Origin of the sequence: Tenacibaculum sp. M341, assembly GCF_004337695.1 — a bacterium.
Classification (GTDB): domain Bacteria; phylum Bacteroidota; class Bacteroidia; order Flavobacteriales; family Flavobacteriaceae; genus Polaribacter.
This window is the reverse complement of sequence record NZ_SJXJ01000015.1, coordinates 94,059-115,215: the sequence shown is the minus strand read 5'-3', so window position 1 is coordinate 115,215 and position 21,157 is coordinate 94,059. Positions and strand designations below refer to the sequence as shown.

Here is a 21,157-nt window from a genome sequence, read left to right as displayed (position 1 = left end):
TCCGGTAAAACACCTTGTAAATATTCCTCTAGTTCAGATGCTACTAAAGAAGAAGCACTAGTATAATAACAAACTAAATACTGATCATTACCACTTCCTTTTACAATTACTACACTCTGATCTACCCCTGCATGACTCTCCACCTGATTAATGATCTCTCCTAATTCTATACGATATCCTCGAAGTTTTATCTGGTTGTCTTTTCTTCCAAAGAATTCTATATTACCATCTGGTAACCACCTTGCCGAATCTCCGGTACGATACATTTTCTCTCCCTTTCTGAAAGGGTTATTTACAAAACGCTCTTCCGTTAAAGTTGCTCTGTTTAAGTAACCCTCTGAAACACCTGAACCGCCTATATACAATTCCCCTATAACTCCTCTGGGCACAATATTCCCACAACTATCAAGTACGTAAAGTGTCGTGTTGGACAAAGGACGCCCAATAGGAACATTACTTATATTATTAAAATCATATTCATTAAGTAGTAAACAAGCTGAATCAATGGTTGCTTCTGTAACTCCATAACTATTGTACAGTTGTATGGTCTTTCCGTATTTCTCTTTTAATTCTTTGGCATCATGTAGACTTAAAATATCCGATCCAATAATTACTGTTTTTAAACTATCAAGTGCTATTGAATTAGTATAAGTATAATCTAAAAACGGAACTAATATTCCAGGGGTAAACTCTATAATATTAATTTGATGCTTATTTACTTGTTCACTAAGTTTTTCTGGAGTAAAATTCTCAACCTTACATAATACCATCTCCCCTCCAAAAAGTAACGATCTACAGAAGTCTCCTATAAATACATCAAATGAAAAGTTAGCCATTTGTAACAATCGAGTCGTTTCATCTAAACCATATAACTCCTGCCACATATAGGCTTTTTCACAAAGTGATTCATGGTTTACTTTTACTCCCTTCGACTTTCCTGTTGTTCCAGAAGTGTAAACAACATAAGCTAGATCTTTACCATGAACTGTTGGAAGCTTTTCTGTTTCAACGTTCTCCAGATTATAAAACTCCTTTTCGAAAGACGCATCAATGATGTTTTTATGATACTCTTTTGGTAATTCATTGATACAAGCCTGAGATGTAAATATCCATGGTGCATTTAACTCCTCTAAAATTCCTGCTAATCTTTCTTTAGGTAGTAACCTATTTATTGGTGCAAAAACTCCTCCCCCTTTTAATATTCCAAGCATATACACCAATGCTAACGGACTCTTCTCTACATAAACTGGAAGAATAGTCCCTTTTTTAAGACCTTTTTTATAAAGGTAATAAGCAATACTATCTGAACGCTCTCCAAGCTCTTTATATGTTAACACATCATTTTCACCCCTCACAGCAATAGCTTCCGGATGTTGCTTTACTTGTGTTTCAAATAAAGTTAAAACTGAAGAATCTTTATAATCTTTCTTTATTTCTCCTTCACCTAATTCATTAACAATTGAATTGTGTTCTTCCTTCCCAAGAATTGTTAACTCATCTATTAACCTTTTTGGATCCGCTAAAATGGAAGCTGTTAATTCTTGAAAATGCTCTGCAAACTTTATAATAGTAGACTTTTCAAATAAATCTGTTGAATAGGTAATACTGATTAACAACCCAGTATCCCACTTTAAAGCAGTAAGGTCTAGGTCGTATAACAGTGATGCAAATTGATTGTTATATCCTAAAACGTTATCGCTTTCCATTCCTCCCTCTCTATCAAAATCATTACTTTCTTCCTCCTGAAGTGTTAGCATTACCTGAAACAATGAAGAACGACTTTGATCTCTTTCTTTTTCAATACGTTGTACTACTTTTTCAAAAGGAACGTCTTGATATTTAAACGCCTTAAGCGTCTGGTCTGTTAAGGTTTTTAGATAGTTTTCATAAGTACTTTTACCTTCAACATCGCTTTTTAATGCAATACTGTTAACAAAAAAGCCTATTAGTTCTGATATTTCTTCCTGAGAACGATTAGCTACCGGAGTACCTACGCAAATACCTTTTTGTCCTGTATAACGGTATAATAATATCTTGTATATTGAAAGTAGCACAATAAATAATGTACCACCATGTTGTTTTGATAGTGAAACTAATTGATCAGTTGTTTGTTGATCCAGTTGAAATTTATAATAATCTCCACGCGTACTTTGTAGCATAGGTCTAGGAAAATCAGTGGGTAACGATAAGGGTTCCAAACCAGCTAAGCTATTTTCCAAAAACAGTAATTTTTTTTCTAAGTCTTCATCATTCAAATAGTCTCTTTGCCAAATAGCATAGTCGGCATATTGTATAGATAAATCTCCGAATTGAACTGAAACCCCTTCCGTATATTCTTTGTAAAAAGCAAGCATTTCATTTGCCAGAATTACCATAGACCAGCCATCAGATGCTATATGATGCATTATCATAACTAACATATGATCATCTTCATCGATATGAAGCATATTTGCTCTGAGCATATAATCTGAATCTAGTTTAAATGGAATTTTCATCAATCCCTTAATTAAACTTTCCAGCTTATCTTCCTGAGTTTCTATATAAGAAACTTCAAAATTGTCAGAAGTTTGTATTTCTTGATATCCTACTCCTTCCTCTTCTTTAAGAACCGTTCTTAATATTTCATGCCTTTCTATTAATTTTTTAAAAGCATAGTTAATTCCATCAATATTAATTCCTTCCTTAAAACGAAGAATAACTGGCATGTGGTAGTTTAATGTACCTTGAAGTTTATCAATAAACCATAATCGTTCTTGAGAAAATGATAATGGAATTTTCTTAGGACGCGTTGCTACTTTTATAACATGATTACGGTCTTGTTTTATTTCAGAAATATCATTCCTAAAAAACTGAATAATCTGTTTTTTATTCAATCGTATTTCATTAATCAATTCGCTTGATATTTTTACTTCTTTCTTTTTACGAAATTTTAACTCTCCCTGATCTACAAAGAGTTTTATTCCATTCTCTTTAGCCTTATGAATAATATTAAGAACTATACTGCTTTCCATAGTGGTGTTTAAAATTAATGTTTATACACTCTTATATTCCCCTATAAGAATGTATTTCTGTTTGGTAGTTAAGACAAATTATACCTTGAAATAAAATGATAAATTTTGCGTTAGTTACGGCTTAAAATCAAGTATAGTATTATATAACTCCTTCTTCAAAACTCTCTGTTATAGAGTAATCCTCTGTATCTTCTTCGTTGTCTTTTTCTTCCATTGCAAGACTCAATACTTTTGCTAGTTCACTTATTGTAACATACTTAAATGCAATATTAAAAGGAACATCAAGATCCAGTACTCTACGAATTTTTGCTATAAATTTCATAATGCCAAGTGAGTTAACTCCAAGCTTAAAAACATCATCGTTAATTCCTATTCTTTCAATACCTAATACATCTATCCAAACTTGCGCGAGTTGTTTTTCTAATTCAGTTTCAGGTGCAACATATACTGTTGTTGTTACAACATCAGGTTCTGGTAAGGCTTTTTTATCAATCTTACCACTTCTCGTAGTTGGAAATTCATCAAGAACAACAAATGATTCTGGAATCATATAATCAGGAAGCTTCATTGCAAGACTACTTTTTACGGTATCAATTTTTTCTATACTTCCCTTTATATAAGCAACTAATTGCTGAGTTCCGTGATGATTCTTCACTAGAACAAACGATTGTTTTACTCCTGCAATGTTGTTAAATGTTGTTTCTATTTCTCCAAGTTCTACCCTATTTCCTCTTATTTTTATCTGGTCATCTATTCTTCCTAAGAATCGTAAGTTTCCATCAACATCCCATGCAACCAAATCACCAGTTTTATACATATTCTCTCCATTTACAAAAGGATTTTTAATAAAACGTTCCTGAGTTAATTTCGGTTTATTCAAATAGCCTAATGCTAGTCCTGCCCCTGAAAGACAAAGTTCTCCAGGAGTTCCAATAGGCTGAATATTATTTTGTTTATCCAACACATAAGCATTTACATTATATAACGGCTTACCAATAGATACAGAAGTACTTCCCTTATCCATGTTGACAGTTGAATACCATGTACTAAATATTGTTCCTTCCGTTGGTCCATAGATGTTTTCCAAAGTTGCCTTAGTATTTAAACTGTTAAACCTTTCAACCATGCTTACTGGAAGTGCTTCACCTGCTAAGAAAATATGTTTAAGACTTTCAATATTTGTTACCTCAATATCCTCCAATTCATCCTGAACAACTGAGAATAATGAAGGTCCAAAATTCACATGTGTTATCTTGTTTTCCACAATAACCTTAACAATTTTTGCAGGTTCTTTATTTTCTAATTTCGGTAATATTACTAGAGAACCTCCTCCTTGGTACCATCCAAATATTTCTGCTACGGATACGTCAAAGGCATAATTAGTTTGTAATAAATAAGAATCTCCTTGTTCAATTGGATATTTGCGATGCATTGCCAACAATAAATTCACTACAGATTTATGCGCAATCATTACTCCTTTGGGCTTCCCTGTAGATCCTGAAGTATAAATGACATAAGACATTCCTTCGGGAGTCGACTTATCCTTAAACTCATTACTTTGTTCATATATAACGCTTAACTCCCTATCCAGATCTACTAAAGTAATATGAGTTTCCTCCGTATCACTTAAATATTCATTCCTTGTGATAATCATACCCAACTCTGAATCTTCAATGATAGAAACTATTCTTTCCTGCGGGTGTTTAACATCTAAAGGAAGGTAAGCTGCTCCAATTTTTAATATTCCAAAAAGTATAGGGATTAAATCTAATTCTCTATCAAGATATACTCCAACAATGTCTCCTGCTTTTATTCCTTTTTCTTTAGTTAGATAAACAGCTACCTGATTCGATTTTTGATCGAGTTCTCTGTAGGTTAGTATTTGATTTTCATAACGAATCGCTTCCTTGTTAGGTAATTTAACTACCTGATTTTGGAATAATGACATTAGGGTTTCTCCTTCTTCAATACAAAGTTCTAAATCATTAAATTCATTGAATATTTGCTTCGTTTCTTTTTCTGAAATAATTGCATTGTTCGTCATTGGAGCATCAATGTTGTTTATGAACATATGCAATACATTGGTAAAATGTGTTCGTAATTGCTCTAATAAACGTTCATCTACAACACTGGTTGAATAGGTTAAAACTAACTTAAAACCTTGATTATGGGCAAACATTGAAAAATTCAACAATGTATTCTCATTCATATAATTATCGAACTCCAAGGCTACATCATCATTTCCTTTGTGCTCCTCTTCTTCTACCATATCATTGAACACTCTAAAATCAATATAGTTAAATGAAGTATCGTATATAGAGTTATTTTCCTGACTCTGTTCGCCAATTATATCCAATATTTTGTAAAATGGCATACGTTCATGGTGCTTTAAAACTCTTAGCTTTTGTTCAATAATGTTTACATAGTCTTTCCATGTCATTTCTTCATTAAACTGTGCTCTGAAAGGAACTGTATTTAAGAAACACCCTAATACCTCCTCCCCATCTGGAACCAAAGGTCTGTTATTTGTTATAATCCCAACCGTAACGTCATTGCTATAACTAAGCATTTTCATAGTATATACATAGGCCGCAAAACATAAATGCTTAAAACTTGTACTATGCTGAATAGCTACTTCTTCAAGTTGTTGTCTTAAAGAGGCTCCCATTTCAAACTTACTATACTTGTATTCATGAGTTAGTCCTGTAGGAGCAAATTGCAAGCGAACATAATCTTCTAATTCTTCTTTCCAATATTGTTGGCTAGCCGAATTTTCTATTGCAATCATCTCTCCCAATATCTGATCCTTATATGAACTTTTTAGGTTTTCAGGAATAAATGCTGGTTCTTTTAATAAACGGTAATAAATATTATTTAACTCTGTTATGAATGACGATAAACTCCATCCATCAAATAAAGAATGATGTAAGTCAAAAAGAAGGTATTGAAAATCATCCTTTACTTTTATGATATTCATTCTCCATAGCACAGAAAAAGAAAGCCCCGTAGCCTTAACTCTTTCTTCCTGCATTTTTTCATGAATATAGCTTTCCTGATCTTCAGTTGAAAGATTTCTTATATCAATAAAATTAACCTCCGGAGTAATTTCCTTTTTTACAATATGAGCAAAATGTTCTAAATCGAAAATTTTTCGCAGTGTATCGTGTTTTTTTATCATCAGACGAAGTGCCTGATTGAAAACGTCGAAATCAAAATTCTTTATAGATAACGGATATATATTTTGCTCATGATATAGAATTTTATGAATATTATCAGAATCTCGTTTCAAAGAATGAAACACCATACCTTTTTCTATTCCGTTCATAGGATATACCTCTTCATAAGAATCTAAAAAAGTATTATGAGCTTTATAATCTTCCTGAAAAGAATACAATTCTTCTGTAGCCAATGTTAATGCCTTTTCTTGTACCTGAAGGTCTCCTTCAAATACTGCCTTTGATAATTCAGCAACCGTTTGATAGGTATACAAATCCGCTATGGTTAATGAAGATTGTAATAGTTTATTGATTTCAAAGATTAAACCAATAGCCTTTAAAGAATCACCTCCTAAATTGAAATAATTATCATTAATTCCTATTTTCTCAACGCCTAACGTCTGTTCCCAAACTTCACCAATTGTTTTTTCTATATTATTTGTTGGAGCCTCATAACGTGTTTGTATATTAGCCTTTGGTTCAGGTAATTTTCTAACGTCTATCTTATTATTATGTGTCTGTGGAATTTCATCAATCTGCATAAAATAGGATGGCATCATGTATGTCGGAATTCTAACACTTAAATGCTCTCTAAGAAGCTCTGTTCCCAGTTCTTCCTTGGCAATGAAATATGCACATAGAAAAGTATCTCCTTGTGCATTTTCTTTCATAAGAACAAACGCATCAGTAATGGTTTCATGTGTTAATAATTGATACTCTATCTCACTCAACTCAATTCTGTGTCCTTTTAACTGTATCTGATGATCTGTTCTACCAACATAAGATAACTCGCCATTTTCCTCAAGTCGTGCAAGATCTCCTGATCGATATAAAATATCATTAGTTTTAAAAGGGTTTTGTATAAAACGTTCGTTAGTTAATGCCTCCTTATTCAAATAACCACGTGCCACACCTAGACCTCCTACGTATATTTCTCCTGTAACTCCTTGTGGTACTAAATTCTGCTCACCATCAAACAAATACATTAATGTGGTAGGTATTGACTGCCCAATGTTACTCGCATTTTTATTCATTTCCTGACTTGTAATCTCTTTAAATGAAGTATGTACAGTAACCTCAGTTATACCATACATATTAATGAGTTTCACTGATGGATTTGACTCATGCCAAACACTTAATTTTGAAGGGGTCAATGCCTCTCCTCCAAAAATAACATAACGGAGATTTGGAGTCCTTGATTGAGAAGATTCACATGCTTTCATAAATCCATCAAAAGCAGTTGGTGTCTGACTTAAAACAGTAACTTTATGTCTTAGAACTTTTTCTAAATAGATTGATGGATCTTTAGCTTCTTGCGAAGAAAGTACTACTAATGTCCCTCCATATAATAATGCTCCGTACATTTCCCATACACTAAAATCAAAACAATGATTATGGAACATAGCCCATACATCGTTTTCACTAAATTCAAACTGTAATTCACTGTTAATTAAAAGCCTTACCACATTTTTGTGTTCTAACATTACTCCTTTAGGCTTTCCTGTAGTTCCTGAAGTATATAATACATAACAAAGATCTTCAGGAGAATTTACCTGCTCAGGATTATCCGTTAAATCATTTGCATTAATAATGGTATCCCATAAAACGACATCACACTTATCGTTAATCGTTGAAGCGTGTTCAGATTTTGCGATTACTAAATTAACTCCACTATCTTCAATAATATAATTGATACGATTAGAAGGATATTCTGTATCTATTGGAATATAACACCCTCCTGCCTTTAATATTCCTAACATTATTGGAATTACATGGTGTGTTTTTTCTATAAGAAGACCTACTTTATCTCCTCGTACAACTCCTTTATTTAATAAAGTATGTGCTATTTTATTCGCTAAGTTGTTTACCTCTTTATAAGACAATGTTTCATCTTCAAAAACAACTGCAGTCTTTTCAGGATATTCTTGCGCCTTTTTTTCAAAAATTGATACAATTGTTTCCTCTGTAGGGTAGTTAATAGTATTATCTAAATAATCATTTACTGATAACAGATATTTCCTTTCTTCTTCTGGTAAAATTGAATTTTTATCTATCTTTTCTCTAGCGTGACTAATGAATTTATTTAGTATGTTTTTAAAATAGTAAAATAAACGTTCTGAAAGTAAGTCGTTTAATACTGTTGTAGAATAACAGATAGTTAATATAAACCCTTTTGATTCTGCATTTATATTGAAATCAAAAAGCGTATTGTTATTCATAAAACTTTCAAAAACATAGCCTTGTTGTTCAGAAAAATCAACTTCATCTTCACTCATTAATCCTTCTAAGACTCTGAAATCAGTATAATTAAATGAGGTATCGAAAATAGGGTTGGTTTCCTGACTTCCTTCTCCAATAGCTTCCAAAACTTTGTAAAAAGGCATTCTTTCATGATATTTCTGCTCTCTGAGTTTATTCTCAACCAGCATAATATAATCTCCCCAAGTAATATCAGAAGGAACTATTGTTCGGAAAGGGATAGTATTTACAAAACATCCTAGCAACTGCTCTCCATCAATAGTTAACGGACGGTTATTAGTAACAACACCTACGGTTATATCATTGTCATACGTAAGCATACGCATAGCATAGATATAAGCAGCAAAGGTAAGATGCTTAAAGCTGGTTCCGTAGTTAGTTGCTATTTTTTCTAACGACTTCCTCATGTCAGCTCCCAAGTCAAAACGATTCATTTTGTATTCATGTTGCAACCCTGTGGTCGGAAACTCCAGACGTTGATATCCTTCCAGTTCTTTCTTCCAATAAGCTACAGAAGCCGCTTTATTAGTTGCCGAAAGTTCTTCTATAATATGATCTTTATAGCTACTTTGTAACTTCGTTGGAATGAAGTTTTTGTTTTCAACTAAACCGAAGTATACATTATATAATTCTGAAATAAATGATGACAAACTCCATCCGTCAAATAAAGAGTGATGTGAATTAAACATCAGCAAATGAAAATCATCTTTTATTTTTATAATGTTTATTCTCCATAGTAATGACATTGAAAGAACAATTTCCTTATAACGTTCTTCATACATTTTTTCTTCAACAATTTTATATTTCTCTTGATAAGTTAAACTATCATCAGAAATATCCATATAGTTTATCTCTGGAGTTCCTTCTTTTAAAACTATATGAGCAAAATTTTTCAGATCGTATATTTTTCGTAAGGCATCGTGCTTTTCTGAAACCAAACTTACTGTTTTTTTGAAAATATCTAGATCAAAATTTCTATAAGGAATCGGATATATTTTCTGTATGTGATAGACATGTCTGTCTGCATCTTTCATAGAATAAAAAACCATTCCTTTTTCAACTCCATTCATTGGATACACTTCCTCATAGTTTGCTAGGAAATTGTTTTTTTGCTTATATTCTTGTTGAAAAGTCTGTAAATCTACTTCTGTTTGTTCCAGAAGTTTTTTGTTCTTCTCATCTTCTTTCTTATCTAAAAGCTCGCTTAATTCCTTTATGGTTTGATTAGAATGTAAATCTGCTACAGTTAATGAACATTTGAATTTTTTATTAATTTTTGAGATGATTCCAATAGCACGTATAGAATCTCCTCCCAAACCGAAAAAGTTATCATTAGTTCCAACTCTTGGAAGAACCAATACCTCTGCCCAAATATTAGTCATTACTTCCTCCTGATAATTCACTGGAGCTACATAAAGCTCTTTATTAGTTTCCTTTGGATCGGGTAACTGGCTAAAGTCTACTTTATCGTTTGAAGTAAGCGGAATCGTATCTACCTGAATCAAATGAGCTGGAACCATATATTCAGGGATTCTCTCTTTTAAATATTCTACTAAATTCTCTGCAAAAACCTCTGTTTTAGCTACATAATATGCACACAAATATTGATCAGATTCATTAGCATTTCTCCTTAATATCAATGCCACCTGATCTATAAAATCATGACGCATTAAATGATGTTCTATTTCACCTAATTCTATTCTATATCCACGAATCTTTACCTGATCATCAATACGACCTTTAAAAATCATCTCTCCTTCTTTAGACCACATAGCTAAATCTCCCGACTTATACATTAACGTTTCAGGAGTAACAATATTGGAAACGAATCGTTGTTTGGTAAGAGTTTCATTATTTAAATAACCACGCCCCACACCTGTTCCTGCTATGTATAGCTCTCCTACTACTCCTTTAGGTACAGGATTCAGATTGGCATCTAGAACATAAGTATTCATGTTTGATATAGGGTTTCCAATTGGAACCGAAACAGTAGTTTTCTCTATATCAAATTCATATACCATACACCCTACGGTAGTTTCCGTAGGACCGTATTCATTATAAATCTTTATTCTACCGTTAAACTTTGAATGTATTTCCTTTGCTAGCTGATGAGTAAGTTCTTCTCCTCCAATAATAAGACGTTTAATAGTACTTTTTGCAAAGCTTTCAGATAACTTCTCACTTATACTTATAATTTTTAAATGTGAAGGCGTTAGTTTAATCGTGTCTACTTTATTATCTAATATTATAGATTCAATAGATGTTGCTTCTTCAACGTCCTTATAAATTAAAACCTTACCTCCTGTAACTAACGGAATAAAAATTGAGGTAACTGTAAGATCAAACGAAAAAGAAGTGTACAACGGGAATGTTGCTGGTATTCCTTCAAGATAATAATCAGATGCCCAACCAATATAGTTTACTAATGCTCCATGGGTAATCATTACTCCTTTAGGATTTCCGGTAGATCCAGAAGTGTAAATTACATAACAAAGATTTGATAAAGACTCTTTACGTTCAGGGGCTTCTTTAGACCATTCTTCCTCGTTAAAATCATCAATAAGTAACGTTATCTCTGATTCATTATTAAAAGTGTTATAGTTGTTTGTTGTTATTAAAACCTTTACCCCACTGTTCTCAAGAATATATTGGATTCTATCTTCGGGATAATTTACATCAATAGGAAGATAGGCTCCTCCGGCCTTTAATACTGCTAGTAAACTAATAACCGCTTCAATACTTTTATCTAGTAATAAGCCAACCAGAACATCTGTACTTACTCCTAATGCCTGAAGTTTATGAGCCAGTTGATTAGAACGTTCATTGAGTTCTTTATAGGTTAGTGTTTGATTGCCCAAAACTAAAGCCACCTCATTTGAAAATTTAAGAGCTTGCTTTTCAAATAAAGAGATAATCGTTGTTTCGTTAAAAAATTGCTGAGATTTTCCAATACTTGCATTCATTAGTTCTGAACGATCTGATTCTGAAAGTAAAGTGATTTCTGATATTTTCAGTTCATTCTTCGAAACTATTTGATCAATAATTCTGGTAAAGTAAGCAGAGAACTCTTGTATGGTAGTCTCTGTAAACAGATCCAAAGCATATTCAAACTTAAACAACACCCCTTCTTCTCCTTCAAATGCAAATAAACTAAGATCAACTTTTGATGTACTGTGTTGTTCATGTTCATAAGACTGTATCTCTAAAGAATCAATTGCCGAAGTATCCTTTTCTATATTTTGAAGAATAAACAACGTATCAAATAAAGGATTATGAGCTGGGTTACGTTCAACTCCTAAATCATCAACCAGACGCTCATAAGGATATGATTGATGATCAAAACATTGAATCGTTTTTTTAGATACTTCATTAAGAAACCCCAGAAAGCTTTTTTCCTGTTGAGGAAATACACGAAGAGCTAAAGTATTAACGAAGACTCCGATCATTCTTTGTAAATCTGCATGTACACGTCCCGCCACAGGAGTTCCAATAATAATATCTTCCTGACTACTTAATTTTGACAGTAGTACACTATATACAGACAATAGTACAGAAAATAGTGAGGAATTGTTTTGTTGTGCAATCTCTTTTAACGCCGAAGCGGTTTCTTTTGAAATTTGGAATTGATGAGTAGCTCCCTTATAAGATTTCTCTACTGGACGTACATAATCTGTTGGAAGGTTTAATAGAGGTAAGGTTCCAGAAAATTCATTTTTCCAGAACGCTCCCTGAGTAGCTATTGAAGACTGATTTTCTTCACTTAAATACCAATTAAGATAATCACGATACCTTACATTTACTTTTGAAAGTTCTATTCCTTTATACAGCTGCATAAAATCATGAATTAAAACTTCTTGGGAAGTACCATCTGAAATAATATGATGTAAATCAACCAACAAGATGTGTAATTCCGAATTAACGTTAACCAACGCAGCTCTTATTAAAGGCCCTTTTGAAAGATCAAAAGGTCTGACAAATTTTTTAATAATCGACCCCACCTCAGATTTAGATGCTTCATAATGCTCTACTTCAAAATTAACACTATCTAAAATTTCCTGTTGAGGATTATGTTCAGAATCTAACTGAAAAACAGTACGTAAACTTTCATGAAGATTAATCAAACTATTAAAAGCTTCTGACAATTTGGTTTTGTCTAAAACCCCTTGAATTTCATAAGCTTGTGGTAAATTATAAACCAATGAATCTCCTGTTAGATCATCAGAAATAAACATACGCATTTGAGCAGAAGTAAGTTTAAAAATATGATCTTTTGTAGTTGTAGGGATACTTGATATTACTGAATCTTTACTTTGAGTTTTGTTCACATAGGCTATCAACGCTGCTTTATTAGCTCTAATTTCTTCTACAAGAAGACTGTCAGTAAATGTTTTTGGCACACTTATTTTTAATTTATCATCGATCACACGTATATCAATGTTTTCTTGCTTTAATTTTAAAATTAGTTCTTCCATAATAATTCAGTAAAGTGTTTTTTAGGTACTGTAATAATTTATTCAGTTAGGTTGTACCAGTCAGTTCTGATGCAAAGTTGCACCGATAAACAGTTGTATTTTTTAACGAGTGCTTTTATGCCTGAAATGGTGTTAATTATATTTCTATATCAAGTTTTGAAGTTTCTTCCATAGTTGATGAGCTTTCTTTAAGCCAACTGTTTGCCTCAATAAACCTAGCTTGTTGTTGTATTGTTGCCTGCTGAAATAATTCAACTAAAGTTATCTGTATTTCGAAACTTTTTTTAATCTGATTCGCAATTTGTATTGCCATTAATGAGTGTCCTCCTAATGCCATAAAAGAAGCATTAGTGCTAATCTTTTCTTTTTCAAGGTTCAAAACATCTGACCAAATACTTAGCAATTTTTCTTCTGTATCATTTTCAGGTAATTTATGTTCTCCCGTTATATTGATCTCCGGATCAGGAAGTAACTTTTTGTTGAGTTTACCACTGGTGGTTAACGGTAGTTCATCTAACTCCAAAAAATAGGATGGAATCATATACTCTGGTAATTTGTTTATCAGAAAATCTCTTGGATTTGTGATGATATTTTTCTCTTTTGGAACATAATAAGCAACTAAACATGGTTCGTTTTTATATTCTCTAAGATCAACAACCACTTCTTTGACAGCATCAAAACTCATAATAGTATTCTCAATATCTCCAAATTCTATTCGATAACCTCTTAATTTTATCTGACTATCTTTTCTTCCAATAAATTTTAGTTTCCCATCGGGCATCCAAGCACCAAGATCTCCAGTTTTGTAAACTCTAACTTCGTTTTTCAACCAATGTTGTTTAAACTTTTCTTCTGTAAGCACCTCATCTTTAAGATATCCCTTGGCTAATCCATCTCCTGCAATAACAATTTCTCCTACAATTCCAACTGGCATTTGGTTTCCGTACCCGTCTGTAATATAAATTTGTTCGTTGGGAAGTGGTTTTCCAATTGGAATAAATGAATAGGCATTTATAGTAGTATTAGTCAACGGGTAATAGGTAGAATCTACACAAGTTTCTGTAGGTCCATACATATTATAAATTTTTACGTTGTCTTGTACTATTTCGAAAAAACGAGCTGTTATTTTTTTAGGAAGCTCTTCACCTGCCAATATCCAAACTTTAAAATGATCCAGTTTATGATCGGCATTCAATTCTCTAACCACTAATCTAAAATGTGTTGGAGTTCCATCTGAAACCTGAATCTTGTTTTCCTGATAAAAACGTAATAAATTATTACCATCTGAACATTCTTCCTGACTAGCTATATAAATACTATGCCCTTGCAATAAGCCACCGAATATTTGTTGAACAGAGGCATCAAAAACATGCGATGCCAATAACGCTACTCTTAAAGGGTTTGGTAAGCTATCATAGATGGTTTCTTTTAATCCGTCAACTAAATTAATGACACTTTTGTCAGACACAAGTACTCCTTTTGGAGTGCCTGTAGAACCAGAAGTAAAAATACAATAAGCACTTTCTTCTGCTGATTTTTTTACAGCTATATTTTCAGATGATTCTTCTAAAACTTTTATCGAATTTATACTTACTTGTATTCCTTTAAAATCAAACGAAACTATCAAGTCTTCCTGTGTCAATAAAATGGCAACTTCTCCCTTTTCAAGCATGTAAGAAACTCTTTCATCAGGAAATTTTGACGACATAGGAAGGTAAACGCCTCCTGCCTTTAACACCCCTAAAAGCCCTATTATAGTTTCTACAGATCGATCGAGATACAGCCCAACCATTTCTCCTTTTTTCAGTCCTTTTTTAATCAAGTAGTTTGCCAGCTGATTTGCTCTTGCATTTAACTCTTCATAACTTAGTTGGTTCTGTTTATAAGCAACTGCCAGGTTTTTTGGCGATTTAAGCACTTGCTTTTCAAATAACTCACAAAGATTTTTTGAATACACTTTTTCTTTTTGTTCCCTGTTAAATGACTTCAAATCTTTTTCTTCATCTTCAGTAATCAACAAACAATCTTTTAATTGTTTATCTTTCTCTGTTAATATAGTTTTTAACAGTATAAAATAGCGTTGCCCTATTGTTTTTATATAATCGAAATTATAGTAATTAGTGTTACACTTAATGTCTAAAGAGAGTCTGTCGTCAGCACTAAAAATAAATTGTAAGTCAGGATAATTTAACTGATTAAAATTATCAACTTGTATTTGCTTCATATACATTCCCACTTTTGAGGTATTTAAGCGGGTTTTCCAAATAGTATCTGTTAAAGAATCACCTTGTTTAAAATCTCCTTTTAAACTATTTGTTAATTGCATCAACAATTCCTTAAAAGTCAAATCATTTGTATTTAAAATTCTGACCGGAATCGTTTTCTTAAAAACTAAACTTTCTTCTTTAAGTGAAAACAACGGAGTACAAATAAGAGCTTCTTTTTTATCTGTTGTTTTTTGGATAAGTGTTCCTAAAACAGCTAATAAAACCATATATTTTGCCTGATTGGAAGGAGCAATTGTGTGAAGCTGATTTAGTAGTTCATCACTTGCATACATCTTATCACTTTTGTGCACTGCCTTTTCAGAAAACTCTTCAATAGGTACTTCTTCAAAATAGGTTTCTAATTCAAAATGTTCTAGTCGTTTTTCCCAGTAATTTGTTGTATTCATATTGGTTTTATCTCTTTAAAAACTTAGAGGTAAAGGCTTAATTACTTCAGAAATGTTTACCCCTGAAGTAATACCTAGTATAATTTGATTTTTATTTTTTCGCGTAATGATATATTTATGAATGTTTTAAATCATTCTTTTATACCTCCTAGGTTAAAAGTCCCATAAGGTTTATCAAAATCGACAATGATTTTATATCTAAAAATTGAATGAAATTTCGTCTATCATCTGACTTTCCTGTAGCTTCTTTTCTACATGTAAATGCATCGCTACATCTGGATTTTTAACCAATTGCAATACTATTTGCCGGAATTCATCTGCAAATGCTTGAGCATCCTTTTTATTGAAATAGCTGGTTATATATTTTAATTTAAAACTTACAACCTCTAGCATTTCAAATACTTTCAACTCTAAGGGGTAGTTGAAACTTTTGGTGTTCATTTCATAATAGTTTATAGGGAATTCGTCTGAAAACGTATCCGTTTTCGTCATGTCCTGATAATTAAATAATACATCAAACATGTTATTATTTTGTTCACTATTACGTTTATTTAGTGCTGCTTTAATATCAATTAAACTATATAATTGTTTGCTCATCGCTTCAATTAAATGCTCTTTTAATTTTGAAACATGAGAAACAAAACTCATTTCCTTATCAATAGCTTGACGAATTGGTAACATATTTACAAAAGTTCCCACTAAATCATTAATTTCTTCCTGTACTCTTCCTGAAGATGTTATTCCAATAACCATATCATTTTGCCCCGTAATTTTAAATAGTAACAACTGCAGTACTCCAAAGAATCCCGTGAAGGTTGTAATACCCTTTTTACTTAAGGTCTCTGTAAATTGAAGAATAGCTTTTTTATCAATATTGAATTCTATTTGTTCTCCTTCTTTTCCGGTTTCGTTTTCTTTTTTTCCAGATGAAAATAGATTTAATTTAGGTACTCCATCTTCAAATTTATGTAGCCAAAAATCTTTTAATTTAGCAAAATCTTCCTGTTTTCTAAATTCATACTCCCACTCGGCATAATCTTTATAAGTATATGTTAATGGTGGTAATTCTCTGTTAGTGTACAGCGTCATAAACTCCTTGTAAAGTAACTGCTGAGAAACTCCATCGGCGGCAATATGATGTAAATCAACAATCAAATAATGAGAATCTTCAGTTTTGAACAATCCTACTCTTATTAAAGGTGGGTTATTCAGGTTAAAAGGACGAATAAACGTTTCTATTTCCTGATCTAAAACGTCTTTTTTAATTTCTTTTTGTTCTAGCTTAACCGTTACAACGTCCTGAACTTTTTGCACAAAATTATTATCTTGTATAAAAAATGATGTCCGCAAACTTTCATGTCGCTGAACTACTTTCTCGATAACCTCAGTTATTTTATCAGCATTAATATCCCATAATATTTCCCAAACCATTGGCATATTATATGCTATCCCTTCTTTGTTAAGTTCATAATTGTAATAGATAGCTTTTTGAGAAGAGGATACATTATAATATTCTTTGTCAGCAACTTTTCTTATTGCATATACATCTTCATTATTATTTTTCGTCAAACTGGAAATTAGTTGTGCTTGCTTTTGAATTGTTAAGTTTTTAAACAAATCTTTTAATGTAATACGTACACCAAACTCAGAATACAATTTCCCTATTAATCGCATTAATGCTAATGATCTTCCCCCTGCCATTTGAAAGCTCTCATCTACAGAAATAGCCTTATCACCTAAAATAGATTTCCAAACTTCTAATACTCTCGTTTCATATTCACCTTCTGGAGCTTTAATAACTTTCTTTTCTCCTTCTAAGGCCAAGGTTTTAAAATCTATTTTTCCGTTGGGTAATAATGGAAACTCATCTACTTCAATCAATGAAGAGGGCACCATATATTTCGGTAAATTCTCTTCCAAATATTGAAGAATTTTATCCCTGATACTCTTATTTTTAAAGATTTCTTTTACATGATAATACACTGTCAATTGTTCTTCACTCACTGTATCTTTAATAACAACTGCATTTTCTATCTGTGGTGCTTCTAACAAAAGATTCTCTATTTCATCAATCTCTATTCTAATTCCGTTTATTTTAACCTGCCTGTCATTTCTTCCTAATAATTCTACCGTATTATTAATCAGCCTTCTTGCTATATCCCCAGTTTTAAAAGCTATTCTTTCTTCCGAAGTACCTTCATTCAATACAATAAATTTTTCTTTTGTAAGTCTCTCGTCTTTTAAGTACCCTTTTGTTAAATAAGGTGAGCTTATATAGACATCTCCAGACATAAGAGATTTACATGGTTTGTGGTTTTTGTCAAGAATTAATAGTTCAGTATCATCTATTGGGTTACCGATTGGAATTTTAGATTTTGATACATCAGATGGTTTTATAATATAACAACAGCGAATCATGGTAGTTTCTGTTGTTCCATAAAGGTTCACTAGTTTAATGATATCTTCAAATATTCCATACCATTTTTTTAACTCAACAGGAGCGATTTTCTCCCCTGACAGCAGTACATATCTCAAACTCGAATAATCTTCACTGGTAAGATTATCTGCATTAAAAATTCTAAATACACTTGGTACACAATGTATAATGGTTATTTCCTCGGCATTAATCCATGTTACCATTTTTTCTGTTGTAAAAAAATCTTCTTCTTTTGGCGGAACACAAATGGTAGCTCCACAATATAAAGGAGTAAATACATCTCTTAAAAAAGCATCAAAATATGGGCTTATTAATTGACTAAAACGGTCTGATTCTGTGATATTGAATTTCTTTGACTCCCATTGTAGAAACTGTAATAAACTTTTATTTTTTCCTATAATTCCTTTTGGTTCACCTGTAGAACCAGATGTGAAATATACATACAAAGCATCTTCAGCATCATATTCAGGTAATAGTATATTATAGCTTCCACTATATATGGAGTTGAAATTTATCTTTGGAATATTTTCATATACTTCTGATATCCTTGCGTCAATATCTGTTAATACATATGAAAGGTCTAATTTTGCAACCATAGAAGCCAGACGTTTTTCTGGTAATTCTTCATTCATTGGGACAAATACACAGCGCGCATTCATTATTCCCAACATTGCACTTACCATATCCGTAATCGATTGGGTTTGAATTCCAATATAGGATCCTTCTAGTACCTTTTTTTCTTGTAAATATCCTGTTACTTTGTTAGCCTTATCCAATAACTCAGTATAGCTTATTGTTATCTCGTTTTCTTCAATAGCTACTTTATCGCCGTGGGTTAACAAGCTATTATATAATGCTTTTTGAATAATCATAAAGAATATAGTTATATTATCGGTTTAATACCATTTACTAATTGAAATTACTGGTATAGTTAGTTGGTATCTTTATTTTGTTTTGAATATTATGCCTTGTATTACGGCATAATTGTGTAAAGCTTTTGGTTTTACGCCTCACAGGTTATAGAAATCTGTGAGATATCGTGAACTCTATCATACTGTTTTGAGTTGGTCTAATTATATATTGAATTACTTATACCATTTGAATTTACCCGCTATATCGGAATGTCGATTCGAGTTATTTTTACGAAGCAACAACAGCGTGAAAATTGTGTTGAGAATTCTACCACTGCATTTTTTTACCATTTAGTTTTCAATAAAGTTGTCCAGAAACATTCCAAAAGTGGTCGCAATTAATAACAAATCCATTTCAAAAGGTACGTTCACTGTAAATCCTGGTTGACTGTATTGTTTCTTTAATCGCTCTATTTCATCTGGATTAAAAAACCCTTGTCTTTTAATTCTATCATACGAAAGAATATCTGATACATATTCTTTATTATGTTGCAATAAATAAGGGCTTCCAGGAGCTACAAACCCAAATTTTTCGCGTTCGCAGATGGCCTTTGGCACAAACTTAGTTGCCATTTTTTTAAGAATATATTTTTCTATAAAATCTTCACTTAACTTTAAACTATCCGGTACTTTGGTTGAAAATTCTACAATATTTTTATCCAAAAATGGAAAACGTACTTCTACCGAATTTGCCATTGCCATTCGATCACCATGATCTGAAATTAAATGATCTGTTAATCTGAGTTTATAATCTATATATGCTCTCTTGTTCAAGGTGCTTCTGTTAGCAATACGCTCAGTATTAATAATAGGATAGTTTAAGCAGTTTACTTCTTCATATGATGAATTTAATGCTGGTGAATATAGCTGTCTTTTAGTTTGATTATGTTTAAGGAAGTCTAGCTCATAATAGAAAGATTCATCTCCCCATAATTTCTTTCTCAATTCTTTTTCTTCTGCGCTAACCTCGTTAACCAACATGCCCATTTCTCTCATTTTATCGAATCTAAAACCAACATAACCAGCAAAGAATTCATCGGCTCCCTCTCCTGAAAGAATTACTTTTATGTTTTCTTCACGCACTTTACCTGATAAATACAAAGAAGCTGTATTATAGGTTTCTTTCACTGGACATTCACTGTGATATACCGACTTTTGTAATCGACTGGCAATATCATTAAAATGAAAAACTTTTTTATTCAGGTTTGAATTCGCTTCTTTTGCCACAATATCCTGATAGAATGACTCTGATAGTTTAGCATCAGGAAAATCAATGGAAAACGCTTCCTTTCTAGTTTCTGGAAGTAATTGACTAATCTTCATTCCGATCGTAGAAGAATCTAGTCCTCCACTTAAATAGTAACCCGTAGGAACATCGGCGCGCAAACGTAATTTTACAGCGTTTTCAAAGAGTCCTTCTAATTCTTCTATATAAGAACTTTCCGAGCGTCCATTAATAACTACTTCTCCCTCTGGGTAGATTAAATCCCAATATTCTACATTCTTAATTTTTCCATCTCTGGTAACTTCTAAATAATGACCATTTTCTAAACTTTTAACTCCCTTAAACATGGTTCTAGGGCTTATAAGTCCTGCAAAAGTTAACACCTGATCTAAGCCTACTGGATCTACCGAAGCTTTTACTTTTGGGTGTTCTAAAATGGCCTTTACTTCCGATGCAAATATGAAAGTATTATCTACCGAAGTATAAAAAAGTGGTAAGATTCCTAAATGGTCTCTTACACAAAACATCGTTTCCTTTTTAGTATCGTATAAAGCAAATGCAAATTGTCCATTTAGTTTATCTAAAAATTGCATTCCATGTTCTTCATAAAGATGTACAATTACCTCGATATCGGTACTTGTTTCAAAATAATGCCCTTTACTTCTAAGTTCTTCACGGAGTTCTATATAATTGAAAATTTCTCCGTTACAAACAAGAATTACAGACTTGTCCTCATTAAACACAGGTTGCATCCCATTATCTAAACCAATAATACTCAAACGATTAAACCCAAAAACTACATTTTTATATAATAATGAGTTTTGAGCGTCAGGGCCTCGATGAAAGATTTTATCATTCATTCTTTCAACGATACGCTTATCATCTTCGTTTAACGCTCTGTTAAAATTTATAAATCCATTTATTCCACACATAAAGGAGGTCTCTTTAAGTTT

At 32.2% G+C, this 21,157-nt stretch carries 5 protein-coding genes; all 5 read right to left on the bottom strand.

Features of this window, described 5'->3' with window-relative positions; genetic code table 11:
- Positions 1–3,011 (bottom strand): non-ribosomal peptide synthetase (locus tag EYW44_RS16195; RefSeq protein WP_132724963.1); only part of this gene is annotated, 3,011 nt, incomplete at its 3' end.
- 139 nt (positions 3,012–3,150) lie between these two features.
- Entirely contained in the window at positions 3,151–12,957 is a 9,807-nt protein-coding gene (locus EYW44_RS16190; protein ID WP_132724961.1) for a non-ribosomal peptide synthetase, read from the bottom strand.
- A gap of 136 nt (positions 12,958–13,093) precedes the next feature.
- Positions 13,094–15,631 (bottom strand): non-ribosomal peptide synthetase, encoded by a 2,538-nt coding sequence (locus EYW44_RS16185; RefSeq protein WP_132724959.1) that lies wholly within the window; start codon positions 15,629–15,631, stop codon positions 13,094–13,096.
- A 198-nt stretch (positions 15,632–15,829) separates the two neighbouring features.
- Positions 15,830–18,940 carry a non-ribosomal peptide synthetase gene (locus tag EYW44_RS16180; RefSeq protein WP_132724957.1) on the bottom strand — a complete coding sequence of 1,037 codons (3,111 nt, stop codon included), beginning with the start codon at positions 18,938–18,940 and terminating at the stop codon, positions 15,830–15,832.
- Positions 18,941–19,270: 330 nt separating this feature from the next.
- Positions 19,271–21,136, bottom strand: coding sequence for an asparagine synthase (glutamine-hydrolyzing) (gene asnB / locus EYW44_RS16175; RefSeq protein WP_132724955.1), 1,866 nt, complete (start codon positions 21,134–21,136; stop codon positions 19,271–19,273).
- Positions 21,137–21,157: the final 21 nt, after the last annotated feature.